This window comes from Pseudoalteromonas sp. M8 (genome assembly GCF_018141365.1).
In the GTDB taxonomy this organism is placed as follows: Bacteria; Pseudomonadota; Gammaproteobacteria; order Enterobacterales; family Alteromonadaceae; genus Pseudoalteromonas.
The window spans coordinates 3,916,560-3,940,349 of the sequence record NZ_CP047240.1; the positions used below are offsets into that span (position 1 = coordinate 3,916,560).

General features: G+C 42.1%; 27 protein-coding genes and 1 riboswitch. Of the genes, 6 read left to right on the forward strand and 21 right to left on the reverse strand.

Going from position 1 to position 23,790, the window contains the following annotated elements; all coding sequences use genetic code 11:
- Positions 1–37 precede the first annotated feature (37 nt).
- A riboswitch (TPP riboswitch) is annotated at positions 38–168 on the reverse strand.
- A gap of 68 nt (positions 169–236) precedes the next feature.
- Positions 237–656 carry an META domain-containing protein gene (locus tag GSF13_RS22420; protein ID WP_010607082.1) on the reverse strand — a complete coding sequence of 140 codons (420 nt, stop codon included), beginning with the start codon at positions 654–656 and terminating at the stop codon, positions 237–239.
- A gap of 104 nt (positions 657–760) precedes the next feature.
- Complete coding sequence (locus GSF13_RS22425; protein WP_010607081.1) at positions 761–1,168, reverse strand: acyl-CoA thioesterase; 408 nt, start codon at positions 1,166–1,168, stop codon at positions 761–763.
- A gap of 111 nt (positions 1,169–1,279) precedes the next feature.
- Between GSF13_RS22425 and GSF13_RS22430 the strand changes: the two genes are divergently transcribed.
- A complete protein-coding gene (locus tag GSF13_RS22430; RefSeq protein ID WP_206473008.1) occupies positions 1,280–3,358 on the forward strand; it encodes a TonB-dependent receptor in 2,079 nt (692 codons plus the stop codon).
- A 125-nt stretch (positions 3,359–3,483) separates the two neighbouring features.
- On the opposite strand, the gene GSF13_RS22435 is transcribed toward GSF13_RS22430, so the two are convergent.
- Positions 3,484–3,717, reverse strand: coding sequence for a hypothetical protein (locus GSF13_RS22435; RefSeq protein ID WP_010607079.1), 234 nt, complete (start codon positions 3,715–3,717; stop codon positions 3,484–3,486).
- 346 nt (positions 3,718–4,063) lie between these two features.
- On the opposite strand from GSF13_RS22435, the gene GSF13_RS22440 reads away from it, so the two are divergent.
- The 3 genes from GSF13_RS22440 to GSF13_RS22450 all read left to right on the forward strand — a co-directional run bounded on the left by GSF13_RS22440 (position 4,064) and on the right by GSF13_RS22450 (position 5,608).
- Positions 4,064–4,414, forward strand: a complete 351-nt coding sequence (locus tag GSF13_RS22440) for a helix-turn-helix transcriptional regulator (RefSeq protein WP_206473006.1) — start codon at positions 4,064–4,066, stop codon at positions 4,412–4,414.
- A 157-nt stretch (positions 4,415–4,571) separates the two neighbouring features.
- On the forward strand, positions 4,572–4,916 hold the full coding sequence (locus tag GSF13_RS22445) for a hypothetical protein (RefSeq protein WP_211867147.1): 345 nt from the start codon (positions 4,572–4,574) through the stop codon (positions 4,914–4,916).
- A gap of 32 nt (positions 4,917–4,948) precedes the next feature.
- Positions 4,949–5,608, forward strand: a complete 660-nt coding sequence (locus tag GSF13_RS22450) for a hypothetical protein (RefSeq protein WP_211867149.1) — start codon at positions 4,949–4,951, stop codon at positions 5,606–5,608.
- A 56-nt stretch (positions 5,609–5,664) separates the two neighbouring features.
- On the opposite strand, the gene GSF13_RS22455 is transcribed toward GSF13_RS22450, so the two are convergent.
- The 17 genes from GSF13_RS22455 to rpe all read right to left on the reverse strand — a co-directional run bounded on the left by GSF13_RS22455 (position 5,665) and on the right by rpe (position 22,255).
- Complete coding sequence (locus tag GSF13_RS22455; RefSeq protein ID WP_211867151.1) at positions 5,665–6,300, reverse strand: DUF1629 domain-containing protein; 636 nt, start codon at positions 6,298–6,300, stop codon at positions 5,665–5,667.
- 40 nt (positions 6,301–6,340) lie between these two features.
- Positions 6,341–6,976 (reverse strand): DUF1629 domain-containing protein, encoded by a 636-nt coding sequence (locus GSF13_RS22460; protein ID WP_211867153.1) that lies wholly within the window; start codon positions 6,974–6,976, stop codon positions 6,341–6,343.
- 14 nt (positions 6,977–6,990) lie between these two features.
- A complete protein-coding gene (locus GSF13_RS22465) occupies positions 6,991–7,605 on the reverse strand; it encodes a DUF1629 domain-containing protein (protein ID WP_211867155.1) in 615 nt (204 codons plus the stop codon).
- Between the two features lie 141 nt (positions 7,606–7,746).
- Positions 7,747–8,385: a hypothetical protein gene (locus GSF13_RS22470; protein ID WP_211867157.1), complete on the reverse strand. Its 639-nt coding sequence runs from the start codon at positions 8,383–8,385 to the stop codon at positions 7,747–7,749.
- Position 8,386: 1 nt separating this feature from the next.
- On the reverse strand, positions 8,387–9,070 hold the full coding sequence (locus tag GSF13_RS22475) for an AHH domain-containing protein (RefSeq protein ID WP_211867159.1): 684 nt from the start codon (positions 9,068–9,070) through the stop codon (positions 8,387–8,389).
- Positions 9,071–9,080: 10 nt separating this feature from the next.
- Positions 9,081–11,435 carry a hypothetical protein gene (locus GSF13_RS22480; protein ID WP_211867161.1) on the reverse strand — a complete coding sequence of 785 codons (2,355 nt, stop codon included), beginning with the start codon at positions 11,433–11,435 and terminating at the stop codon, positions 9,081–9,083.
- Positions 11,436–11,693: 258 nt separating this feature from the next.
- Positions 11,694–12,503, reverse strand: coding sequence for an adenosylmethionine decarboxylase (gene speD / locus GSF13_RS22485; RefSeq protein ID WP_095726638.1), 810 nt, complete (start codon positions 12,501–12,503; stop codon positions 11,694–11,696).
- A gap of 85 nt (positions 12,504–12,588) precedes the next feature.
- Positions 12,589–13,002, reverse strand: coding sequence for an OsmC family protein (locus tag GSF13_RS22490; protein WP_174170538.1), 414 nt, complete (start codon positions 13,000–13,002; stop codon positions 12,589–12,591).
- A gap of 103 nt (positions 13,003–13,105) precedes the next feature.
- Positions 13,106–13,441 (reverse strand): DUF3802 family protein, encoded by a 336-nt coding sequence (locus GSF13_RS22495; RefSeq protein WP_029215895.1) that lies wholly within the window; start codon positions 13,439–13,441, stop codon positions 13,106–13,108.
- 152 nt (positions 13,442–13,593) lie between these two features.
- Complete coding sequence (gene astD / locus GSF13_RS22500; RefSeq protein ID WP_211867163.1) at positions 13,594–15,066, reverse strand: succinylglutamate-semialdehyde dehydrogenase; 1,473 nt, start codon at positions 15,064–15,066, stop codon at positions 13,594–13,596.
- A gap of 15 nt (positions 15,067–15,081) precedes the next feature.
- Positions 15,082–16,095 (reverse strand): arginine N-succinyltransferase, encoded by a 1,014-nt coding sequence (astA, locus tag GSF13_RS22505; RefSeq protein ID WP_010607072.1) that lies wholly within the window; start codon positions 16,093–16,095, stop codon positions 15,082–15,084.
- A gap of 67 nt (positions 16,096–16,162) precedes the next feature.
- The gene (locus GSF13_RS22510) at positions 16,163–17,374 is read right to left on the reverse strand and encodes an aspartate aminotransferase family protein (protein WP_206472683.1); all 1,212 of its coding nucleotides are present in this window, start codon (positions 17,372–17,374) and stop codon (positions 16,163–16,165) included.
- 357 nt (positions 17,375–17,731) lie between these two features.
- A complete protein-coding gene (locus GSF13_RS22515) occupies positions 17,732–18,907 on the reverse strand; it encodes an HDOD domain-containing protein (protein ID WP_010607070.1) in 1,176 nt (391 codons plus the stop codon).
- 213 nt (positions 18,908–19,120) lie between these two features.
- Entirely contained in the window at positions 19,121–19,702 is a 582-nt protein-coding gene (locus tag GSF13_RS22520; protein ID WP_010607069.1) for an aminodeoxychorismate/anthranilate synthase component II, read from the reverse strand.
- Positions 19,703–19,888: 186 nt separating this feature from the next.
- On the reverse strand, positions 19,889–20,893 hold the full coding sequence (trpS, locus tag GSF13_RS22525; protein WP_039494036.1) for a tryptophan--tRNA ligase: 1,005 nt from the start codon (positions 20,891–20,893) through the stop codon (positions 19,889–19,891).
- A gap of 25 nt (positions 20,894–20,918) precedes the next feature.
- Positions 20,919–21,584: an HAD-IA family hydrolase gene (locus tag GSF13_RS22530; protein ID WP_102057628.1), complete on the reverse strand. Its 666-nt coding sequence runs from the start codon at positions 21,582–21,584 to the stop codon at positions 20,919–20,921.
- Positions 21,584–22,255: a ribulose-phosphate 3-epimerase gene (gene rpe, locus GSF13_RS22535; protein ID WP_010368892.1), complete on the reverse strand. Its 672-nt coding sequence runs from the start codon at positions 22,253–22,255 to the stop codon at positions 21,584–21,586. The genes GSF13_RS22530 and rpe overlap by 1 nt, the downstream gene beginning before the upstream one ends.
- 137 nt (positions 22,256–22,392) lie before the next feature.
- Here rpe and GSF13_RS22540 point away from each other — a divergent pair, with 137 nt between their 5' ends.
- Positions 22,393–22,695, forward strand: coding sequence for a hypothetical protein (locus tag GSF13_RS22540; protein ID WP_010368894.1), 303 nt, complete (start codon positions 22,393–22,395; stop codon positions 22,693–22,695).
- 38 nt (positions 22,696–22,733) lie between these two features.
- On the forward strand, positions 22,734–22,928 hold the full coding sequence (locus GSF13_RS22545) for a DUF2970 domain-containing protein (protein ID WP_010607066.1): 195 nt from the start codon (positions 22,734–22,736) through the stop codon (positions 22,926–22,928).
- 19 nt (positions 22,929–22,947) lie between these two features.
- Here GSF13_RS22545 and GSF13_RS22550 read toward each other — a convergent pair whose 3' ends face one another.
- Complete coding sequence (locus GSF13_RS22550) at positions 22,948–23,781, reverse strand: Dam family site-specific DNA-(adenine-N6)-methyltransferase (RefSeq protein ID WP_010607065.1); 834 nt, start codon at positions 23,779–23,781, stop codon at positions 22,948–22,950.
- Positions 23,782–23,790 lie beyond the last annotated feature (9 nt).

Genomic DNA, 23,790 nt, shown 5'->3' on the forward strand with positions numbered 1-23,790 from the left:
GATAGCAATAAACCACTATTGCTACAGACAAACGCAACGCGTTTGCTGTCTTGTTCCCTACGCAGGCATTAACCTGATCAGGTCCACGGATCCCGCAAAATGCGATCTCAGCCCGAATATCTGCACACAAATTTGCTGCAAAAACTCAAGGCACTCCGACAAGTAACGAATTAGCGCCAGTCTACTTGCTAACACGAAAGCTCGCAAGCACTGACACTGGAATTCTTATTTTCAGCTTATTGTTTAATAAAACTAAACTGAGGTTTTCCTTTCAAGGTCAACTTATTAGCATTTACTTCAAGCAATACACCAATTTGTAATTGGTTGATAAGCTGTGATTCAACCTGAGCGATTTCTTCACCACAGTATTTACGCGTCATGCCTAAGTTTTTAACTTTTAGCTGCCCTTCGACAATTTCGCCTTCGCCAAAAAAGCGATTACAACCCGCAAAACCGTTGACCTGCAGTGCATCGATAAAACGAATATCAATAGGCTTTTCACCAAGTCCAGCGTCTGATTGTAACTGCGTAATATGTTGACCATTTATACTCTGTAACTGCCAAGCGGAATACTTAAGCGCTTCCGTGTCTACCTTCCCTGTCGATATACATCCACTTAGCGCCATTATTGCGCCGATTATGCTGATGAATTTCATGGTAAACCATCTATTTTATGCCCTGAGTTTATTATAACGTTTCAAGACACAAAAATTGCAGTAAAATTCTGTAAAATTGTCTTACCTGAATATTTTAACACCAACTATTTCACAAATTGCTGCTCTTCAAATAAGTGCGTAATAGCGTCTGGTAAAAACGGTCTACCGCGCTCATTCACCGAAGTCCCTGTTACCACAGCATCTAGCATGAGCTTATCGTCATGCGCTCTTATTACTTTTTGCTTAAATGCGAACTTTACTCTGCTTTCACGCTCGAGTGCGACTTCAACATAAAACTCATCACCTGGGCGTAACGAGTCTTTGTAATTCATTTCGCTCCGAATAACGACTAAGTTCACTTTTTGCTCAGCAAGCGCTGCAAAATCAACGTTATTCGCCAGTAAAAACTCATGCCTTGCATGCTCTAAATAATTAAAATACACGCTGTTATTAACTATTCCCTGTAAGTCACACTCGTAATCTCGGACTTTAAAATCGACTTTAAAACTCATATCTGGCCTATTTGTTTAACATTTTCGGGCTAACATATAACACAATTTCACTGTCAACTGGTCTGGCTTTTGTTAAACTGTGCCCAATTAAAAATGGGACAAAGATTAAGCATGAAGTTAAAACTCTCTACGATCACCTTGGCACTGCTGCCATTTTTCTCTCATCAGGTACTTGCCGACGATAACCTAGAAACCATTGTCGTCACTGGCGATTTTCAGAATGAAACTATCCAGACATTAAGTGCAAGCGCTTCTGTGGTTGACGAACTCACTATCGCTAAGCGTGGTGCGCAATATTTAGATGAGATACTAGGTGCCACCGCTAACGTTAACTTTACGGCAGGTGCATCTCGTGGTCGCTTTATGCAAATCCGTGGTATCGGCTTACGTTCACAGTTTGTTGATCCTATTTATCCCAGCGTTGGCTTATTAATTGACGGTATTAATTATTCAGGATTAGGCGCAAGTGCGCTGCTTTTTGATACTGAGTCAGTGATAGTGTATCGCGGCCCTCAAGGCACTAAATTCGGTTCAGATGCTTTAGCTGGAATCGTTGAAGTAAATACCCAAGCCGCCACCACAGCGCCATCATTAAAAGTGAAATTAGGTGCTGGTAATTATGGTAGCTACGAAGCAGGCCTTGCTGCTGGCACTGGATTAAGCGACGACACCGCAGTGCGCGTCAGCCTTTATCAGCGAGAGTCTGACGGTTACGTAGATAACCTCTACCTAAACAAACCCACTCAGCAACAAGACGAGCAAGTAGCAAGAGTGAAACTTAACTCTCAAGTGAGCGACAACCTCGCACTAGAGTTCGCTTATCACCATATTGATACTGAAAACGGGTACGACGGTTTTACCCTAGATAATTCACGTAACAGCGTCGCTGATACCCCGGGCCAAGACAACCTCAGCTCCGATGCGTTTTCACTACGCGGAATTTACACTCGCTCAGACTTATTCAATGTCGAATTTAAAGTATCTGGGCTAGATGCTGATACTTTGTATAGCTACGACGAAGATTGGGTATGTAACGACGCAGCTCAACCAGCGCTATGTGCAGCAGGCTTGCACCCAGAAGGATACAGCTCAACCGATGCCTACGAGCGTAACCATGAAAATGGCAATATAGAGTTTTTAATCAAAGATAAGCAAAATGACTGGGTGGTAGGTGTTTTTGCAAAGCGTAACGATGTTGATTTGGCCCGTCATTACACTTGGCTGGAGAACCCATTTACGTCAGCATACACCGTAGAAAGTAGAGCGATTTTTGGTCAATACGTACATCACCTATCTGACAAAACCCGTCTTATCGGTGGCCTTCGCGCGGAGCAATATGACGCTGACTATTTAGATAGTAACGGCTTTACCATTGAAACCGATGATGTAATGTGGGGCGGAAAAGTTGCACTTGAATATCAAGTTGTACCGCGCACGATGATCTACACCAGCCTTACTCGCGGTTACAAAGTCGGCGGTGTAAACGGCGAAGCACTAGCAAAAGCCAAAGATGAAGGTTTAAACATTCCGGCCGAACACCATTACTTTGACCCTGAGTATGTTTGGAACGCTGAGTTTGGCGTAAAAGGTGAATCTGAAGACAAACGTCACCTTGTGCGTGTTACCGCGTTTTATATGCAACGCGATGATATCCAGTTAAAGCAATGGCAAGTTTCTAACCAACAATTTGCAGGCTACATCGACAACGCCAGTAAAGGCAGTAACTATGGCCTAGAAGTTGAAGGCAACCTACAATACACGGACCGCCTTGGTTTTACCTATAGCGCAGGCTATTTAGAGACCGAGATTGAAGACTTTGTGGCTGCCAGTGGCCTAAACCTTGATGGTCGCGACCAAGCACAAGCGCCAAATTATCAATACTCGTTTGCCGTCAATTACGAGTTAATGGATAACCTCGTGGTTGAATTGGGTGTGGAAGGCAAAGATAACTATTACCTCTCGGACAGTCACAACGAGCAAGCGCGCAATCATAACCTGATCAACGCAAGCCTTAGTTACTATGGCGACAACTGGTCATTAACGGCTTGGGGTAGAAACCTAGCAGACGAAGACATTGTAGTGCGTGGCTTTAGGTTTGGTAATAATCCACTAGACGGCTGGCAAGACAATACCTATGTACAGTACGGCGAGCCGCGCGTTTATGGTCTAAGTTTTACTTACGAACTGTAGTACGACCCGTTTATCGCCTACACATCAGGCGATAAACGGGCACAAAAAGAAAAAAGGGGGAACGTAAAATTAGAGTAAAACGTTCCCCCTCACCGCAAAAACTCAAAAAGCAATTACCCTTTTAGTTACTCCATGCTTGGGGCACTGGAATACACCAACTCAACCAGATTATTCATCGTTTTTGACTTCTGCATGTAAGCCTTTTCCATATGGGCAAGCTCTTGCAGTTCAAACAAGGTTGTTTCCACCAGTGCTAACCATTTGGTTGTGGTGTCTGGCACCTCGTCACCCTGCCTTGCCGCCTTCTTGAGGGCATCGTAATAAATCGTTAAGTCATGATATTGGCGTAGATAATCCATATTGCTCTCCAACATGTCACTTTATTTCACACTAAAGTAACAAAAGCTTCGGGCAAAAATCTGCGCGAAGAAAATTTTTTTGAATTTATTTGTAAATTAATTAAAAACGCCAGCACCATCATAGCAACACCTCCGTTGACTCAAGAGTTACTCATCTCAGGCTTCGCCTAAAAAATCGAGCGAAGACTCATTAAATGCAACAAAATGTTCATTTTTCGACTGAATAGGCTTGAAAAAGAAAATTTCTACGATAGACTCGCGTTTACGGTTTAGATACAAAAATGCAACTTGGTTAAGCGAACAATAGAGACAAACAAATAGCATACATCCGGCTACATAGGGACTAATGCTGTTTGTGACGCGAGTGCGACAGGCAAAAAGGATTGAGTTGGTGGGGAAATTTGATAAGCGCTTTACAGGAGACGACCTGCGCCGCATGCGCAAAGTCGCCGGCAAAACCACGCAAGAAATGGCTAATTTGGCTGGCGTGGAGCGTGGCACTTACGAAAACTACGAAAAAGGCGTCAGCAAATTTCCCTACGAATATTTTGAAGTATGGTGCGACGCCTGCGGCATCAACCTTAATCCACTTAGAGAACAAATCCTTGCCTTAAGAGACAAAATTGACGACGCCAAGTTATGGCGCAAGTCTCCAACACCACGAAATAGCAAATCAAGTAACGAGGATAATAGCTAATGAAAGACGCGCACTTTCATTGCCCCTCACCACAATGGCAAACAATAAAGTTACGAATAAGGTCCATTTGCAACACAATGTTTTCAACTTTATTGTTAAGGAGTAAAGTGGAGTGGAAACTAAACACCGCAAAACTTAACTTAGAAAGGACGTCATTATGCGCTTTTTTATAAAAAATATAGCTAACCGACTCGTAACTTTAACAGCACTTTCCCAAAAACAAGCTAACAGGGTATCTGGTGGATCGCTTGGGCCAAAAGTAAAAGATCCAAAACTCGAAAGTGACTCAGCAGCGCCAAGTAAACAATCATCACTTAGTGCTGACTCAGTTAATCAGGTGATTGGTGGAAGCCACGCAGATAAAGGCGGCGATTCGAGAGTAAAAGGCGTAGCAGTTCAATCAGATAAAAAACCACCGCTGGAAGCCGATTCCTTCAATAAAGTGGTTGGAGGAAGTACTGGTGGTCAGGCTGAGGATCCAAGAGTAAAGGAAGGTGGCTAAGTTATGAAACACAACAGAATAGAGAGGAATAAATGAAGCGTTCTTGGTTTGTGTTGCTATTTTGTGTAGTCCTAGCCCTTATTTTTATCGGTTTGCACTATCAGTCTATAAATTCCCTGCATTTGTTATTTATGGGTAGCATAGCTATGACTAGCTTCTTCTTAAGAGGCCAAGAAAATATTAAGCATATTGTACTGATACTATTGGTGTTGAGCTTTATTGAATATGGTTTTTTTAATTACTTTATGAATCTTAACAAAGCAGGACTACCTGGCTATCAGACAAATGCATTCATATATAGCTTACACCTGATATGTGATTTTATTGCCCTAATGATTCTGAAGTACCGAGTTCGACTTTCCTTAAGGTATATGCGCTTTAGTAATCCTGACAATTGGCGATCCATTTATATGACTCATGCTGACCCAATTCTATACGGTATTTTCTTTGCATTTGTATTGGTCGATTTAGCCGCTTTTGGTGAAAACTTGATTCGCTATATGGATCTCTTTTTTGGTGTTTCAGAAGAAGCTTCGAAACCCTTTTGGAGTTGGAGCTGGGTATATAAAAACTACGAAATCCTAAAGTCGATTTTACTATCCTGTGTGATCACCACCCTACTGGCCACTATCTTTGTCGAACGACAGCGCCCTGATACGCCAGATGAGGAATTGGAAAGCGAACCCAAATAGGGCAAAATAAAGCCCGCTCCCGCGGGTTTTATTTTTTGTTTTACACAGATATAAAACTAAAACTGCATCCCTTCTTCAAAGTCGGATACTTTGACTAAGTTAACGCCTGTCGCCTTCTCCTCAAAAAAGATATCTGCAATTTTTTGATGGACAAAGACATACTTCAGACCACCAGCTTGTTTAAATATCAAACGTTCTTCTTCTGGGATTTTATCCAAGACTTCACTATCTAAGTGGTATTTATAAACGTCAATTCTCGACATAAAGTATGGATCTGCTAATTCTTCTTTCGTCGCTTTCTCTGTTTTAGACTTTTCTCTATCCCAACAATCCAGCTCTTGCCAAAAGTTCATGCACCAATAGTCTTCGTGATAGTTACCACCATCGTCAATGTACACAGCTGGATATAGCTGCATCCCGACAAAATTAAAAAATTTTAGCCGCTCTCTAATTTGGCTACTAATTATAGGAGTCACCATGTTTAGCATAACGGTTGGGATAGGCCTTTTGATATTTCTTTTGATATCTTCTTGTTTGTAGCTATTTTCAAAGAAAAGCGGTTCTTTCCCCCAAACTAACTGTTCAAACTCATAATCTCTATCCGCCGACTTTTGCAAAGCAGTAAGGTGTAATGTTACTTCGCTATACTTTTTTAAAATGATGTAATATTGGTCGTTAAAATCTCTTGCCATCGCACTGCCAATTATTTATTTAACGTAGTCTAATGACTAACTAAAGCTGCATCCCTTCTTCAAAGTCAGATACTTTGACTAAGTTAACGCCTGTCGCCTTCTCCTCAAAAAAGATATCTGCAACCGTTTGATGAACAAAAATATACTTTACACCACCAGCTTGTTTAAAGATCAAACGTTCTTCTTCTGGGATGTTGTCTAACACTTCACTGTCTAAATGATATTTATATATCTCACAGTCCTCTAAATAATCTGGATCTAACATTTCTTCTGCTGTGAATGTTTCTATCTTTGACTTTTCCCGATCCCAACAGTCAAGTTCTTGCCAAAAGTTCATATACCAATAGTCTTCTATATAAGCTCCTTCATCATTAATAAAAACAGCAGGATAAAGTTGCATATCTTTTAGATATAAAAACTTTAACTTATCTCTTATTTTTGAGTTTATAATAGGTACTGTAGCATCAAAAAATACGTCCGTAATTGGACGTGTAAAATTATTTAAAACATCCCTTTCCTTGTAACAGTTCTCAAAAAAAAGAGGCTCATCTCCCCAATTAAGCTTTTTAATACCAAAGTGACGAGTCGCACTTCGCTCTAGCGGCATTGTATACAGTGTATTTTCATTGTAATCCGTGAGAAGTATATAGTATTCTTCATTGTAATTTTTTGACATTTAATTTTATAGTTCTAGATTTGCATCCCTTCTTCAAAGTCAGATACTTTAAAAAAGCGTATTCCTGTAATATTATTTTTCAAGAAGTAGGTGACAAGTTTTTCATGTATAAATATATGGCTATAAAAATCCCCACCCATCTTAAATACCATACGATTATTTTCTGGAATTTTATTTAGCACACTTTTATCAAGGTGATATTTTAGCACTTTCGTATCTTCAATATCTCTTCCTGCTTTTAGAGGTCGAGTGATCGATTTATCTTTATCCCAACAATCAAGATACTGATAAATATTTAAATACCAGTATCCTTCATCCCACCCTGTTGATTCAATAACTATAGCAGGACATAGCTGAATACCGTGCAAATCATATTTATCCAACTCTTTTTTTATATTGTTGTTAACAACAAAGCTCGGCCCGTCGAACATTACGTCTGTTTTTACTGAAGCAATACCCAGCTTTTTATTTCGCTCTTGAAAGCTAGGCTCAAAGAATATAGGCTCTCCTTCTTTGGCTATTTCACCATAAAAAAAATAGCCATCAGACTTTTTATTAATTGACAATCTCATTTGCTCTTCATAGCTATTGCCACAAGCAACGTAATAAACTTCATTGAACCCGCTCATTCCCTTGCCCTTAAATTACATTTTACCGTTGCAATCTCGATAGTTTTTACACATTTTCCACTGCTAGCTTTGAATGTATTTCACTACTATGCTCTCTATCACTTGCGTCACAATTCGATGCATCCAGCTAATGCTATAAAGCTAAAACTGCATCCCTTCTTCAAAGTCGGATACTTTGACTAAGTTAACGCCAGTCGCCTTCTCCTCAAAAAAGATATCCGCAATTTTTTGATGGACAAAGACATAACCCATATCATCGGGCCCCATTTTAAAAATCAGCCGCTCTTCTTCTGGAATTTTATCTAATACATCGCTATCAAGGCTGTATTTATAAGTCGTTAAGTCATCTGCGTCTGGGTCTAATTTCAGCTTTTCAAGTGTCAATTTAGAAAACTTCGAGCGATTTCTGTCTAGACAATCCAGCTCTTCCCAAAAATTCATACACCAAAAGTTTTCATGATAATTTCCTTCATCATCTATATAAACCGCCGGATATAACTGCATTCCCTCAAACGCAAAAAACTTCAACTTTTCTCTTATCTTTGAGTTAACTACTGGAATAGTAGCACTGAGAAAGACATCAGGAACTAGACGACTCCTATTTGCCTTGAGATCTTTATCTCTATGTGCATTTTCAAAAAATAAAGGCTCTTGTCCCCAAGTAAGCTGTTCAAACCGAAAGCGACGTTTTGCAGTTTTCTTCAGAGGCTTAGGATACAAAGTATCGCCATCAAACTTTTTTAGAATAATATAATATTCTTTATCGTAATTATTAATCATTTTAATTACCTACTTTTAACTTATAGTAAGATTTCTGATACTTTATCATCTTAGGAAGTTTTCGCTTTTTGGCGTATGGATTCAAGTTATGAACCTCACCTGTATGACTTCTTTCACTTGTACATCTGGCAAAAGAGTCGTTACTGTCATCTATTTCTAGTTGATTAGCGCAACCAATCTTGCTGGATGATTTAAAGTTTCGAAATATAGATGTCAGAGGCACTCGAAATTCAGCTATACGTTGGAGTATTTCCTCACTTTTCTGATTCAATAGATTTTGAACTTCACTACTGTCCTTTTTTGTTCTCTGAGTACATTTCAATATCTTTTTCTCTAATTTTGACAACAATGAAGCTACTTGATCATGATATGGCTCTTGGTCGGACAGCGAATACGTATGATCATATCGATGCAGTTGAACTCTTAGCTGGCACGCTCCTTGGGGAGTACTGGGTAAAAAGACTAGGTTCTCAATCATATTAATGTTATATCCTTTATGAACAAGAGCTTCCCCAAGTTCACTTTCGGTTACTCCACTTTTCGAAATCAGATGATGAGCCGCCATATGAATACCATTATGGAACGGATGATCCTTCTTGTGTTTGATATTGGCGATCAGCCTATCTCGATATTTTTTGTCCTTATCAACCATCCCTTCAATTTGTTCTTCAATTTCTTCACTCATGAATCACTCCTTATTCATAATGAACGATGCCGCGTAGACTTCGTGGTGTTGTGTGATCTGTTTTGCCACATAAGCGGCATCGTGTCTGTCGTTTTGTTGTTTGCTTTTTCGCAGTTAGCGTCGAGTTGGTTTTGCCTTTAAGTAGCAACCCACTTGAACGCGCGGTTGTAAGCTTTTTCCCGAGTTTTTTTAAGGTTGTAGTGCTGTCGTTAAAGTCTTCAAGCGTGCGGATAAAAGCGCTAATTGCCGCTTGTGCCTTTTTAACTTTTACTGATGTACTTGCGGCTCTGGCACCGTTGGCTGATAACTTGGCAGCAAGTGCTGTTACTCTTGCGGCTGTACCCGCTCCTAATGTAAGTAATGACGTTGCTAGTAACAAACAAACCTCTATCGCGACATAAGCGCCGCCTTTTCCGCCAATATATGCATAAAAGTTAGGAGGCACAGCTTCCATAAAGAGTGACGCGTAAGCAACATAAGTTAGTGCACTATCATGATCGTCTATGAGCGCCAACACTAAATAGAAGTCAGGAGTGTTTTTTATGCTAGCGGCTAATTCAGGGTCAATATCAACTAAAGTGGTATCAACAAATTGTTGTACTTTGGCGACCTCTCCTTTCGCGATATCATCAAGTAAGTTGGTAATTGCATGGCGGTGCGTGTACAACGCATTTGCATAATGGCTTGTATTTTTAATTGCGTCTGCAGCGTCGTTAAGGTACTGAGTAGTATCATGATGTACATCGCGATAAGCCTGTTCGGCTGCATCTAATGCTCGCTGTGTATTGGCTTGATACCAGTTCCAACTGAGCAAGTCTTCACTGGCATCCTCTTCAATCCAATTAGACATTTCATTGGCACTTTGTCGCAATTGCTCAAAGCGCTCGCTAGCATAATCTGCGGTGGTATCATATGCGCTACCTGCGACGGACTTAATGGTTTTTCCTAAGTCAATCCATGTTTGTGCTTCGAACAAGTCTGCTTGGTCTTCAAGCCACTTACTTCCACCTTGATACGCACCTTGTGCGCCATTAATTGCAATTGCAGCAAAACCATATTCGTCCCAATCAGATTGAAATCCACTCATATTCGATACGGTATCTCGATATGCACCATCAAGCTGCATGTGTAATGATGATTTGAGGTTGTTGATTTCCGCTTCTAGCGCTTCGTTACGAGCAACTTCTACAGTGACTTGCCCCTCTTGTGGTAAGTCGCTTTTTACCACAACTCCAGCCTCATTTGCCGTTGACTCTGCTCGTTCAAGTGCATTTGCATCTGTGCTTTTATCACCACTTGAATTGAGTTTAAGTTTTCCGTGGATAAGTGTATTACCTAAATGAATATTGACTTGTTCAAGGGGAAGCGCGGTCTGCCATTCATCATCGTAATACGCCCTCACTTTTATCCATGCGGCACTTGACTTAACACCGAGTACTTCAACGTCAATACTATGATTGGCTGAACCTGCGCTCGCGGTAAGAACATAAACGCCGGGATCGAGTTTAAGTCGAGTGTCCCAAAAGTGTAATTGATCTGGTGGTAGTTTTGGTACATCAAGCACTGCGCTTCCCTTGCTTGGACCTTGCCACTGCAACCTTACTGCGCGGGCATTACTTACCGAGCCACCCACTTTAGTATCCCAACCACTCGGTACCCGTAAACGATCACCAGCCTTTGGAGGATTGTTGCGATTGACATGGTCGTTGTAACCATAAATCAGCTTAGGATCGGGCCTACCCGCATATTGGTTAGCGACGGACTCTACGGTATCTCCAGCACGAAACATGTGATCGCTAAAACGCATATAAACTTGTTGGGAGCGTTTTAGTTCCACTTTGGAATTGTTATTTGGATTAGAAATAAAAACTGTTGGCTCGAGTACCACTTCAGATTTTATTGCTTTACTGCCACCAAGTAAGGCGCGATTAATTTCAGCTTGACTAAGCCCTCGAGGCATATCTGCTTGCACCAAGCTATTAAAATCTTGCGCACTGCGATTTCCTCCCCCATAGCTTGTCAGTTTATCTTTTACATCAAGTGATTGATATGGCACAAAGGCATATCGCTCACCACTGTGGTGACTAAAGCTAGAATAATTCACTCGCTGCCAGCGCTTGCTTGCAAGTATCCAAAATTGAGCCTGAGAGTGATATCTAAAAAGCGGTGCTTGTCTAAACGGAATGATGCTCCAAATACGACCATGAAGCACATGCATGATTTCAATCGGAAGCTTTCGTCTTTGAATGGAGGACATCGCTGTTGCAGCAAGAAGTTGTACTTCACTTGACGCTTCATGCTCAGTGCTATTACTGGTGCTTTCCTGATTATCACCTAAGCGCGAGATGAGATCATCAAATGCCATTTTTTAGTCCTTTAATAGCGTTATGAAATGAGAGGTTAGTACCTAATCTGAGCCTCGGATAATTAATGTCTTCTTCCAGCTGGTTTTAGCCTGCACTATTGCCTACCGAATAAGCCCACCGATTAGATGCTTTAGCCGCTATTGATAGCGAGCAAATATTGTCCACATTTAAATTAAATGTAGGCTGAATATCTTACAAATCTCAGACATTAAAAAAGGCGCTTGCGCGCCTTTTTTAATTCCTCAATTTACCGCTGATTATTCAGTTTCTGGTAAATTGCGACCGTAGAACACTTCCTGAATTTCACGATTCAGCTTAAGACGAATTTCTTCCTCTTCGTCTGCGTCTAAATCATCAGTACTAATTCCAAATAGATATGCATTTAGGTCTGTTTCCTTAAGCATCATCTTAGTGTGGAATAGGTTCTCTTGATACACGTTTACGTCTACCATGTGGTATGCGTCTTTAGTATCTTCCGTCATGTAATTCTGGATCGAGTGAATTGCGTGGTCGATATAGTGTTTTACACCATTAACGTCACGAGTAAATCCACGAACACGATAATCAATCGTCACCACATCTGACTCTAAAGAGTGAATTAAGAAGTTAAGCGCTTTAAGTGGCGAAATAATGCCACACGTTGAAACTTCGATATCTGCTCTAAAAGTACAGATGCCATCATGTGGGTGCGCTTCAGGATAAGTATGAACACAGATGTGACTCTTATCTAAATGTGCTACCACTGAATCAGGCAATGGTCCTGGTGCTTCATTACTATCAAAAGTCTGTTGTTCAACAGGCTCTTCTGATACTAAGATCGTCACACTCGCCCCTTGTGGTTCATAATCTTGACGCGCGATATTCAGTACGTTTGCACCGATAATATCCGTTACGTCTTTTAGAATATCCGTCAAACGATCAGCACTATACTGCTCATCGATATATTCTAGATATTCTTTACGTTGCTGCTCGGTCTTGGCGTAGCAAATATCGTAAATGCTAAAGCTTAAACTCTTAGTTAAGTTGTTAAAGCCATGGAGTTTAATTTTATCAAAGGGCTTGTTCACGATAGACCCACCTTAATACAAAAAATCTGCGCTGCAGAAACAAAAGTTCGCGGATTTTATACGAAAATAGCGCTATGAAAAAGCGTTATTTTTCGTCAATTTCAACCACTTCATGGCTATGCGTAATTTCTACTGCTTTTTCAAGCATTAATGCCACTGAACAATACTTTTCAGCGGATAAACTTACGGCTCTTTCTAGGTGTTTTTCAGAGACATTACGCCCTTTCACCACAAAGTGTAAATTGATCTTGGTAAAAACCCGAGGTGCGCTTTCTGCGCGCTCTGCGGTTAATTTTACTTCCACGTCGCTAACATCCTGACGCGCCTTTTGTAGAATGCTGACTACATCGACTGACGAACAACATCCCGCTGACATTAATACCATCTCCATTGGACTTGGCGCAGCACTGTCTGAACCAGCATCAAATACCACATTATGTCCCGACGCAGAGCGACCGATAAAGGTATCTCCTTCAACCCATTTTACGCTAGCTAACATAGTTATCCTCTATAAAGCATAACACCGCCAAATGGCGGTGTATCTTAAACCTAGAATTGCCTCTAAGTGTGTTTTCTACACTGTCGATAGTGATTGTGCCAAGCTATACAGCAGAATCAAACAGGTTTTTGACCAAACCTGCGAATTCTTCGATAAACTCTTTTTGTTCTACGGTGACACGTCTATCAACAACACTTGATAGCACTTCTTGTAAGTCGTACACAATGCCATCTACCTCACGCACGATCATGCTGCGCTGCTCTGTAGATAACTCAGTGTGCTGCTCGCATATACGGATAACGTTTTCAGCGATCACATCTTCGATTAATTCCATGACTGTTGGAGCCCCTGGTTCAACCGTCCCAGACTTCTCAAACAAGGCTAAGTTTTGCGTCAAATACATGACTAAATCATCGTACCCTTGTTTATCTAAAACCATACTTTGCTCACCCGAACCTATCAAAGACATCTCCTATTGATTTAAGCAGAAAGTTTTTTCGATTGCTACTTTTGTAGTCAACTAGACACAAAAAAGCAGCCGAAGCTGCTTTTCTAATCAATTTTTATTGAGTAAACCTCAATATTGGCATTTTAATCCAAAGATAAACCTGGGCTCAAGCTAGAAGGTAAAGTTACCTTTTCTAGTTCCACAGAAGCCACTGGGTATGCACAGTAATCTGCCGCGTAGTATGCACTTGCACGGTGGTTACCTGATGCACCGATACCACCAAACGGAGCTGCACTTGAAGCGCCAGTGATTGGGCGGTTCCAGTTTACGATACCTGCACGAATACGACGTAAGAAACGGTCGTAATCAGCTTCGTTGTCGCCAAGCAGACCTGCTGATAAGCCAAAGCTTGTCTCGTTCGCTTTTTCAATAGCAGCGTCAAAGTCTGTGTAACGGAATATTTTTAACAGCGGACCAAAGTGCTCTTCATCAGGGAAGTCTGCAATGTTAGTACATTCGATGATACCTGGCGTCACAAAGCCTGTGCCTTCTGTGTGCGTCAGCTCGATAAGCGACTCACCACCGAGCTCAACAAGCTGTTGCTGTGCTTTTACCATGCCAGCGGCTGCTGCATTTGAGATCATTGAGCCCATGAACGGTTGATCAGCATCGTCAAAGTTACCCACTTTAATCGCTTTAGTTGCTTTGATCAGTTGCTCAAGGATTGTGTCACCTTGTTCACCTGCAGGAAGGAATAGTTTACGAGCACAAGTACAACGTTGACCACTTGAGATAAACGCAGATTGAATAATGTCGTGTACTGCCGCTTTGGTATCCGCTACATCTTTTACGATGAGTGGGTTATTACCGCCCATTTCAAGCGCTAGGATCTTACCCGGTTGACCTGCATATTGCTCATGTAGCAAGTGACCCGTACGAGAAGAGCCAGTAAAGAATAAGCCGTCAATACCCGCGTGTGACGCAAGTGCTTTACCTGTTTCAACTTCACCCTGAACTAGGTTAATCACGCCAGCAGGAAGACCCGCTTGTTGCCAGTATTTAAGCGTTAGCTCAGCAACATATGGCGTTAGTTCAGATGGCTTAAAGATAACCGTGTTACCAGCAAGTAGCGCAGGTACGATGTGGCCATTAGGTAAGTGACCAGGGAAGTTATATGGGCCAAATACAGCAACTACACCATGTGCCTTGTGACGGATCACGGCACGGCCAACTGGCATTGGATTTTCAACAACACCTGTACGCTCTTGATAGGCTTTCTCAGAAATCGCGATTTTACCTACCATAGCACCCGCTTCTGTACGAGTTTCCCAAAGTGGCTTACCCGTTTCTTTAGCAATTGCGATAGCCAGCTCTTCGCTATTTTCTTTTAGTACTTCAGCGAAACGCTTAACAATTTCTAGACGCGCGTCAAAGCTCATGTCGCTCCATGAATAGAAAGCTTCACGAGCCGCTTTTACCGCGCCATCAACTTGCTCAGCAGTAGCTGCGTTTGCGCTCCAAATAACGTCGTTGTTTGCTGGGTTTACAGAGCTAAAGCTTGCGCCTTGTCCTGCAATCCACTCACCATTTATTAGTTGTGCTGCATGTGTTGTCATAATCTGTTCCCAATCTTAAATCTTTACTAGGCTTACTTGATCGCCTTCTTCAACTTTTAGCGCCGCGGCAACATGTGGAGCAAGCGTAACTTCATTGCCATCAGTCAGGGCTAACTCAATTACTGTCGCGCGATAATCAACAAGTTTACCATTTGCGACCATAACAGGGAATCCACCGTTGCTTTCGCCTATTTTCACAGTACGAGTTTCACTATTGCGAACCGTGCGGATGTTCCCCACTTTTGCTTCTACAGTTGGACCCGCGTCGAAGATATCAACATAACCATTAAATGTGAAACCTTCGCTTTTTAGTAGCTCAATCGCAGGACGCGTATTGTCATGAACTTCACCAATCACCGCTTGTGCTTCTTTACTAAGCAGGTTCACGTAGATTGGGTACTTTGGCATTAATTCAGCAATAAAGACCTTTTGGCCGATACCCGTTAGATAATCCGCTGTAGGGAAATCCATCGAGAAGAAATGCTCTTCAAGCCATTGCCAGAACGGGCTTTCGCCTTGCTCGTTAGAAACACCACGCATTTCCGCGATAACGGTTTCAGCAAAACGAGCACGATGTTGGTTAATAAACATAAAGCGAGAGCGAGATAGCAGTTTGCCGTTTGCGCCTTTGCGATAGCCATCTTTCAAAAACAGGGTGCATAATTCCGTCGCGCCAGTGTAGTCATTACATAGCGTTAAAATATCCACTGCTTTATAAACATCGAGTGTGCGTGAAGAGTGGATCACTTTGCTTAGGTGATAATGATAAAACGCATCATCTAAACCAACCGCAGCTTCGATACCGCTGGTACCAACCACCTCGCCTGTTTCAGTATCTTCTAATACAAATAAATAGCCTTCATCAAAAGGCTTGTCTGCTTGCTTGCCAAATGAAGCAACAGAGCGTGCAATCTTCTTCTGTAATAGCTCTTCGTTAACAGGCAAAGAGGTAAAACCGTGGCCTGATTCGTGAGCAATGTTTAAAAGCGCTGGATAATCGCTTTCTTGGATTGGGCGAAGGATCATCATGAGCCCGCTTACTCCTCAAAAATGTGGATAACAACAAGGCCACCAAAAGGTGACCTTGCAACCAGTATTAAGCGTTGTTAGCAACTACCGCGGCAACGGCTTTTTCGAAGCGTGCCATCCCTTCGCGGATGTCAGCTTCTGGAATAACTAGAGATGGAGTGAAACGCACTACGTTTGCACCTGCAACCAGTGACATTACGCCTTGCTTGATACCTTCAACCAAGAATTCTTTTGCTTTGCCTTCGTACTTTTCAGTGACTACACCACCAAGCAATAGACCTTTACCACGTACTTCGGTAAATACGTTGTACTTTTCGTTGATGTCGTTTAGTAGTTCACGGAACAGCTGCTCTTTTGCTTTTACGCCATCAAGTACTGCTGTTGTGTTTACTGTGTCAAATGCCGCTTCTGCAACCGCACACGCCAGCGGGTTACCGCCGTATGTAGAACCGTGAGTACCCACTTTTAGGTGCGCAGCAATCTCAGTTGTTGTGATCATCGCGCCGATAGGGAAACCACCGCCAAGCGCTTTAGCCGTTGTTAAAATATCAGGGGTTACGTTTAAACCTTGGTATGCATACAGGTCACCAGTACGGCCAACACCTGTTTGCACTTCATCAAAAATAAGTAGCGCGTTGTGCTTGTCACACAGCTCGCGAACACCTTTTACGAACTCAGCCGTTGGTGAAATGATACCACCTTCGCCTTGTAGCGGCTCCATCATCACGGCACAAGTGTTGTCTGAAATAAGCGCTTCAAATGCCGCTAAATCGTTATAGTCTGTGTGAACAATGTCGCCCGGCTTTGGACCAAAGCCATCAGAGTATGCAGCTTGACCACCTACGGTCACAGTGAAGAAAGTACGGCCGTGGAAACCTTTGTTGAAAGAGATGATTTGCGACTTTTCAGCACCAAACTTATCTAGTGCCCAACGGCGTGCTAGTTTAAGCGCCGCTTCGTTCGCTTCTGCACCTGAGTTTGCAAAGTAGACTTTTTCTGCGAACGTGGCATCGGTTAGCTTTTTCGCTAAACGTAGTGCAGGCTCATTGGTCATCACGTTAGATAGATGCCAAATTTTCTCGCCTTGCTCTTTAAGCGCGCCCACCAAAGCTGGGTGACAATGACCTAGACAGTTAACTGCGATACCACCAGCAAAGTCGATGTACTCACGACCTTCCTGATCCCATACTCGAGAACCTTCACCTTTCACTGGAATTACCGCTGAAGGTGCGTAGTTAGGTACCATTACGTCGTCAAACAATTCACGATTGATAGTCATTTTATTTCCTCATATTTGGTGAGTGAGAGTGCAAACAAGGAGTCATTTCCTTTTGGAGGTCGGCGCGTTGCCGCCACTTGATAGGATATTTATTCACACCAATTCGGTGCTATGTATTTTGACCCGCCCCTTGATGGCACAAAATTCATACGCTCATTATTCCAGAAAAAGCGCCATTTGTCTCACTTATACCACGTTCTCAGCCCTTAGTATTCAAGGGTTTAACATATATTCTCAACTCAAGTGAATAACTATCTAGGGCAGATATTTAGGGCAAAGCAAGCGCCGTGCAGCCTTGCACAGATCATTTAAGATTAGGTTTTGAATGAATAGTCGCAAAAAAAATTTCAATTTTTTTTACAAAATCGTCAACTGCAGGTTATGGAACGCACATTTTGCCAATTGCTGACGCATTTCCTCGGTAAGTTCTAAATGATTGAGCAAAATCTCGGCTTCGTCATCTTCAATTAACTGACTATCTTTTAAAACAAGCAGTTGTGCGTAACCATAGGCTTTTTGCATCACTTGTGTCAGAGGTAATGGGTCGGCAATGTTTTTATGCGCATTTGGTAGATAAGTTTGCGCATACTCTTCCATGACGGCATTAAAGGGCAAATAACGTAACTCCATTTTTTCAATTAGCTTACGTGAAATCTCTGCTGAATGTTCTATCAACAAATTACGTAAAAATAACGGATCAGGAGATAACTCCATTAATGCGGTGTGTAGGTCTTTTTGCTTTTTGTCTCGTGCTATTTGTACCTTGGCTTGCCACACCTTTTCGAAGGTGCGTAAATAAAGACGGATCAAGGCCACTTTCCCAAGCTCTAGTAACATGCCTAAAGTAAACGCATGCTGTTCTTTTACCCCAAAAAATGGTGCCAGCTCTTTTGCCGCAATGGCCGTGCTCATGCTCAGCTCGCGTAATTTACGCTTCATTAAGCCAAATGGTTCTGTAGCATGCGGCATCCAGTGTCTTACCGCCATTGTCGGGATCACCATTTGCAAGTTCTCAAGGCCTAAATACCTTAATGCTAATGCCGGCGTGTCGACCTTAATGGACGTGCCTTTACTGTTTTTTTTGCGATACTGTGGCAAGTTGACTAGCGAAACCAGCTCACGACCCAACCAACTTAAGTCATTAACCAAAGGTTCTAAACGCCCAACTGAAGCTGAGCGCACGGCAAGAATGTCTAAAATTGCAGGAACGGAGTCTTGAATGCCAATGACTTCATGATAGATATTATCAAGGTCATGCAGTTGCTTTGTGATAGCTTCTTCGATAACTGAATGTAGATGCTTACTCGCTTTGGCAATATATTTGTGATGGCTTGTGCTGCTTTCTTGGCGTTTTGCAGCCGCTGCAATTTCCACCTCTAGCATAGTGCGCTGTGCGATATTCTCCCCATAGCTAATATCAAATGTATGGATATAGCCTATTTGCTTTTGCGCAAAGTTGAGGCTGATAAGAAGGTCATGGGCACGCTCGGATAGCGCTTGTGCCATTCTAATTTGCTTATTTTCTTGCGTCATGCATGCTACTTATCTAAAGGAAAAACACTGAGTTAAGCACTCAACAGAATCGTCTTACTGATTAACATTATACCAGTAAAAGCAATATTATGATTTGATATTGCGCACAATAGAATCAAAAAGTTACGTATCAAAAACTAGTCTAACCAACAAAAACGCAGCGAATATGGATGTATAACACCTAGGCGAAATCCTGTTGGTTTTGTTTAAACTTTAGAAGCGTTTTATAAAGTTATCAAGTAATGCTAAGCCGTGTTCAGTGAGGATAGCTTCTGGGTGAAATTGCACACCTTCAAGTGCTCTATCGGATGCCAAGAGTCCCATAATTTCATCACGCTCACCCTCTTGTGTCTGTGTCCAAGCCGTTACGGCTAGAGACTTTGGTAAGCTACTTTGCTCAACAACCAAAGAGTGGTAGCGGCATACTTCGTATGGTGATGGCAGGCCTTGAAATACGCCTATATTGTTATGGTGCACTTGAGACGTTTTCCCATGCATCACTTGTTTTGCGCGAATGACTTTGCCACCTAAAGCTTGTGCAATAGTTTGATGACCGAGGCAAATGCCGAGAATAGGGATTTGTCCCTGTAGACGTTTTACGACTTCAAGCGAGATCCCCGCTTCATCAGGACTGCAAGGGCCAGGGGATAGCACAACATATTTGGGATTAAGCTGCTTGATTTGTGAGGTGCTGATTTCATCATTTCGCTTTACCAGCACATCCACATCTAAGCGCTGAAAATACTGCACTAAGTTGTAGGTAAAGGAATCATAGTTATCAATCATCAACAGCATGTAGGTACCACTAAAAGAACCAAGCGGCCTATTTGCCACTGGGGTAAGGATGTTCGTTATAAATCTATTTTATCACGAACTCAACAGGAGGGTTTTCTTATATCTAGTATCTGCTTTAAACCAAAGGTCTGCAGACCCTTGTAATACAAAAAGACACCATTTATGGTGTCTTTTCATTGTGTTTTATTAACCGCGAGGAATAAAACCGACGGCGTCATACACAGCTTTCAGTGTTTTTTCGGCACGAATACTTGCTTTTTCCGCGCCTTTTTTCATGATTTCGTTCAGCAGAGTTTGATCTTCACGGATTTCTTTAAAACGCGCTTGAATAGGCTCCAGCATATTCACGACCGCATCGGCAGTGTCTTTCTTTAAATGACCGTACATTTTGTCTTCGTACTCTGGCACTAACTCTTCAATTGAGCGTTTAGTTGCAACACTTAGTAGAGTCAGTAAGTTGGATACTCCTGGCTTTTCAACACGATCAAAGTAAATGCGTGCTTGCTCATCTGAATCCGTTACCGCTTTTTTCAGCTTTTTCTCTATCTTCTTAGGTTCGTCCAACAGCATCACAAAACCATTTGGGTTTTCGTCTGATTTTGACATCTTCTTGCTCGGGTCTTGCAAGCTCATAACACGAGCGCCAAACTCTGGAATATAAGGTTCTGGGATCTTAAAGACATCGCCGTACAAGTTGTTAAAGCGCGTTGCGATATCGCGGGTCAACTCAAGGTGTTGCTTTTGGTCTTCACCAACCGGTACTTGATCCGCTTGATACAATAAAATATCCGCAGCTTGCAATACTGGATAGGCGAATAAGCCAACGTTTACGTTATTGGCGTGCTTTGCTGACTTATCTTTAAACTGCGTCATGCGGTTTAACTCACCCATCTGTGCATAACAGTTCAGCACCCAACCTAGCTGTGCATGCTCAGGAACCTGTGATTGTACAAATAGTGACGATTTATCTGGATCGATGCCGCAAGCAGTATATAGTGCTACGCCGTCTAATACGCGATCGCGTAGTTGCTGTGGCTCTTGGCGAACCGTAATGGCATGCAAGTCAACCAACATAAAGTAACAATCATGATCGTTTTGTAGTTTAAGCCACTGGTTAATGGCACCTACGTAATTGCCTATTGTCATACCACCGGTTGGCTGAATACCACTTAATACTACAGGTTTACTCATGTCGTTCCTTTATTTCTTCATTGAATTAACGTTGATTGATAATGGGAATAATATCTAAGAATCCATCACAAAGGTACTGTGGATTGAACTCTTTCAAATCGAATCCCTGATTATACCCATAATTTAGCGCAATCACAGGTATCTTAGCGCCCTGAGCGGCCAAAATATCGCTTTTAGAGTCCCCAACCATAATAAGCTTATCCGCTGATATACCAAGACGCTCGGCAGCCAGCAATAGCGGAGCTGGTGACGGCTTTTTGTCAGTGTCATCACCACAGACGATACAATCAAAATGCGATGTGAGATTTAATTTATCCAGCAGTTTTAGCGTAAATGCACGATTTTTATTTGTCACGACGGCTTTTGGCACTGTGGCAAATGCAAATAGCCCTGTCTCAACATGCGGATACAAACCCGCATACTGACCAACTAATTCGTCATAATGCACTTTAAAACGCTCAATGGCGGTGTGCGCTAAACTTTCGGATAAGTCTTCGCTAACTTCATGGCTACCGCTTAGGCCTCTTTTTACTAACATATCGATGCCGTTACCTACCCATTCACGCACTAGAGCGTGACTAACAATTGGGTGAGCAAGCTCAGACAGCGTTAAATTGAGCGCCATATACATATCCTCGACGCTATCAACTAACGTGCCATCGAGGTCAAATAAAATACCCTCAAAACGCATTATTTTACCTTTGCTAATTCTTGACGCATGGCGTCTATTACCGCTTTGTAATCGGGTTGATTAAAGATAGCGGAACCTGCAACAAACATGTCTGCACCTGCCGCTGCAACTTCAGCAATGTTGTCCACCTTAATTCCCCCATCCACTTCAAGACGAATATCGCGACCGGAAGCGTCAATGCGTGCTCTCGCTTCTTTTAATTTCTCAAGTGTATGTGGGATAAAACTTTGTCCACCAAAGCCCGGGTTTACTGACATCAAGAGGATTTGATCAATTTTATCCATCACATGATCAAGATAATGCAGCGGTGTGCCCGGATTAAATACCAAGCCCGCTTTACAACCTGATTCTTTAATCAGCGCAAGGCTTCTGTCTATATGCTCGCTGGCCTCTGGGTGAAATGTAATAATGCTCGCTCCGGCTTTAGCAAACTCGGGAATTAGACTATCTACAGGCTTTATCATCAAGTGTACGTCGATAGGAGCAGTAATTCCGTAATTTCTTAATGCGTCACAAATCATTGGACCAAAAGTTAAATTTGGCACATAGTGATTATCCATTACATCGAAATGAACCACGTCGGCACCTGCTGTCAGTACCTTTTCAACATCTTCGCCTAACCTCGCAAAATCTGCGGATAGAATGGATGGTGCAATTAAAAAATCAGACATACTTTTCCCCTAAACGTAAGACCGCGATACTGTACCGTAAATTGCCCAAAATGTCTGCGATTTAAGGCGCTTTATGATTGTGCAATAAACGAACATTGTGTATCATTATGTGATATTTAACTTCTGGGGATAGGGTTATGGTTTCTAGATATAAAGCACGGATTGCTCTGCTTGGGACGGTATTAGCCGTGTCGGCAGGGGTATTTTCTTTCGACAATGATGAAAGTCTTGCCGCAAATTACTCCGCATGCACTTGTAGCACTGGCAATTTAAGCAGTCGAATAAATGCAGTGGAATGTCAGCAAGAAGCGCACACCAGTTGGGCTGCGTGGTTGACTGGCGGTAGTTCGAGTGGCCAATTCCATTATTTGGATTTGCTTGAGTTATTACTTGGCTCTAAAGACAATCAAAGCAGTAGTAAAGTTTCATCTCCTTACTAATACCAGTTGAGCCAATCAACTGGTAAGAGGTAAACACTATGGCTTCTTCCAATAGTAAATTCGCGTTAATTCAAAGTGTCTGTGCGGCAATGTTTGGTGTGCAGAGCGGTCAAAAACAAGCATATGACTTTAACAAAAAGCATTTTTGGCCGTTTGCTTTTGCGGGCATCGTTTTTGTCGCCGCTTTTGTCATTGGCTTAATTTGGTTTGTAAATGGTGTAGTTTTGGCTTAGTCTTTTATGCCGCTGCAAATTACGAACGGTGATATAGCGCCATTAGCTCGTCAACTTTATTCCGCCCATTACCCTTTGGGCTAATTGTACGTTTCACCTTTATCACATCTAGCTTCGCTTGATTGTAAATCTTTCGTGTCCACACCGTATCGTGATTGGAGATTAACACTGGCGTTTGCTTTTCAAAAGCCGCAGTTTCCGCAAGATTCGCCAGCTGTGCTTGATCGTCTAAGTTAAAGCCGCCTTTTGCATAGCTAGTAAATGACGCAGTTTTGCTCAAAGGTACATACGGAGGATCGCAATACACTACCGCATTCTTTGGCATGGTTTCAAATACTTGGCTGTAACTTTGACAGGTGAAAGTAGCCTGTTGAGCCTTTTCAGCAAACACATATAACTCGCGCTCTGGAAAGTAAGGCTTTTTGTATTTACCAAAAGGGACGTTAAAGATCCCCTTGAGGTTATAACGACATAAACCATTGTAGCCATGGCGGTTCATATATAGAAATAGAATCGCACGCTCATACACATCAATGCTTTCGTTAAACTGTTGTCGATACGCGTAATACGCATCTGGATGGTTATTCAGCTCGACGAATAGCCTTTTAGCGTCACTGATAAATTCATCAGGAATACGCTTCAACTCTTTATACAGGTTGATAAGATCAGCGTTAATGTCATTTAAGACATAATGCTTAAACTGAGTGTTAAGGAAAACAGATCCCGCTCCAACAAAAGGTTCTACTAGCGTGTCGGCTTCATTACTTGCTGCTTGTAGGCGCTTAGAAATATCTTCTACTAAGCTGTATTTTCCGCCTGCCCATTTTAAGAAGGCTCTAGTCTTTTGTTGCATGCTCGTTCT

Bases quoted from the DNA above. Each gene is read 5' to 3' on its own strand.
- GSF13_RS22440 (WP_206473006.1), top strand. From the start codon at position 4,064: ATGCTGTTTGTGACGCGAGTGCGACAGGCAAAAAGGATTGAGTTGGTG.
- GSF13_RS22475 (WP_211867159.1), bottom strand. From the start codon at position 9,070: ATGAGTGAAGAAATTGAAGAACAAATTGAAGGGATGGTTGATAAGGAC.
- GSF13_RS22550 (WP_010607065.1), bottom strand. From the start codon at position 23,781: ATGCAACAAAAGACTAGAGCCTTCTTAAAATGGGCAGGCGGAAAATAC.
- trpS (WP_039494036.1), bottom strand. From the start codon at position 20,893: ATGAGTAAACCTGTAGTATTAAGTGGTATTCAGCCAACCGGTGGTATG.
- GSF13_RS22540 (WP_010368894.1), top strand. From the start codon at position 22,393: ATGGTTTCTAGATATAAAGCACGGATTGCTCTGCTTGGGACGGTATTA.
- GSF13_RS22455 (WP_211867151.1), bottom strand. From the start codon at position 6,300: ATGGCAAGAGATTTTAACGACCAATATTACATCATTTTAAAAAAGTAT.
- GSF13_RS22520 (WP_010607069.1), bottom strand. From the start codon at position 19,702: ATGCTGTTGATGATTGATAACTATGATTCCTTTACCTACAACTTAGTG.
- GSF13_RS22465 (WP_211867155.1), bottom strand. From the start codon at position 7,605: ATGAGCGGGTTCAATGAAGTTTATTACGTTGCTTGTGGCAATAGCTAT.
- GSF13_RS22435 (WP_010607079.1), bottom strand. From the start codon at position 3,717: ATGGATTATCTACGCCAATATCATGACTTAACGATTTATTACGATGCC.
- GSF13_RS22445 (WP_211867147.1), top strand. From the start codon at position 4,572: ATGCGCTTTTTTATAAAAAATATAGCTAACCGACTCGTAACTTTAACA.
- astA (WP_010607072.1), bottom strand. From the start codon at position 16,095: ATGATGATCCTTCGCCCAATCCAAGAAAGCGATTATCCAGCGCTTTTA.
- GSF13_RS22530 (WP_102057628.1), bottom strand. From the start codon at position 21,584: ATGCGTTTTGAGGGTATTTTATTTGACCTCGATGGCACGTTAGTTGAT.
- GSF13_RS22545 (WP_010607066.1), top strand. From the start codon at position 22,734: ATGGCTTCTTCCAATAGTAAATTCGCGTTAATTCAAAGTGTCTGTGCG.
- GSF13_RS22495 (WP_029215895.1), bottom strand. From the start codon at position 13,441: ATGGTTTTAGATAAACAAGGGTACGATGATTTAGTCATGTATTTGACG.
- GSF13_RS22430 (WP_206473008.1), top strand. From the start codon at position 1,280: ATGAAGTTAAAACTCTCTACGATCACCTTGGCACTGCTGCCATTTTTC.
- GSF13_RS22460 (WP_211867153.1), bottom strand. From the start codon at position 6,976: ATGTCAAAAAATTACAATGAAGAATACTATATACTTCTCACGGATTAC.
- GSF13_RS22420 (WP_010607082.1), bottom strand. From the start codon at position 656: ATGAAATTCATCAGCATAATCGGCGCAATAATGGCGCTAAGTGGATGT.
- astD (WP_211867163.1), bottom strand. From the start codon at position 15,066: ATGACAACACATGCAGCACAACTAATAAATGGTGAGTGGATTGCAGGA.
- GSF13_RS22490 (WP_174170538.1), bottom strand. From the start codon at position 13,002: ATGTTAGCTAGCGTAAAATGGGTTGAAGGAGATACCTTTATCGGTCGC.
- GSF13_RS22470 (WP_211867157.1), bottom strand. From the start codon at position 8,385: ATGATTAATAATTACGATAAAGAATATTATATTATTCTAAAAAAGTTT.
- GSF13_RS22515 (WP_010607070.1), bottom strand. From the start codon at position 18,907: ATGACGCAAGAAAATAAGCAAATTAGAATGGCACAAGCGCTATCCGAG.
- GSF13_RS22510 (WP_206472683.1), bottom strand. From the start codon at position 17,374: ATGACTATCAATCGTGAATTGTTTGACGACGTAATGGTACCTAACTAC.
- GSF13_RS22450 (WP_211867149.1), top strand. From the start codon at position 4,949: ATGAAGCGTTCTTGGTTTGTGTTGCTATTTTGTGTAGTCCTAGCCCTT.
- GSF13_RS22480 (WP_211867161.1), bottom strand. From the start codon at position 11,435: ATGGCATTTGATGATCTCATCTCGCGCTTAGGTGATAATCAGGAAAGC.
- GSF13_RS22425 (WP_010607081.1), bottom strand. From the start codon at position 1,168: ATGAGTTTTAAAGTCGATTTTAAAGTCCGAGATTACGAGTGTGACTTA.
- rpe (WP_010368892.1), bottom strand. From the start codon at position 22,255: ATGTCTGATTTTTTAATTGCACCATCCATTCTATCCGCAGATTTTGCG.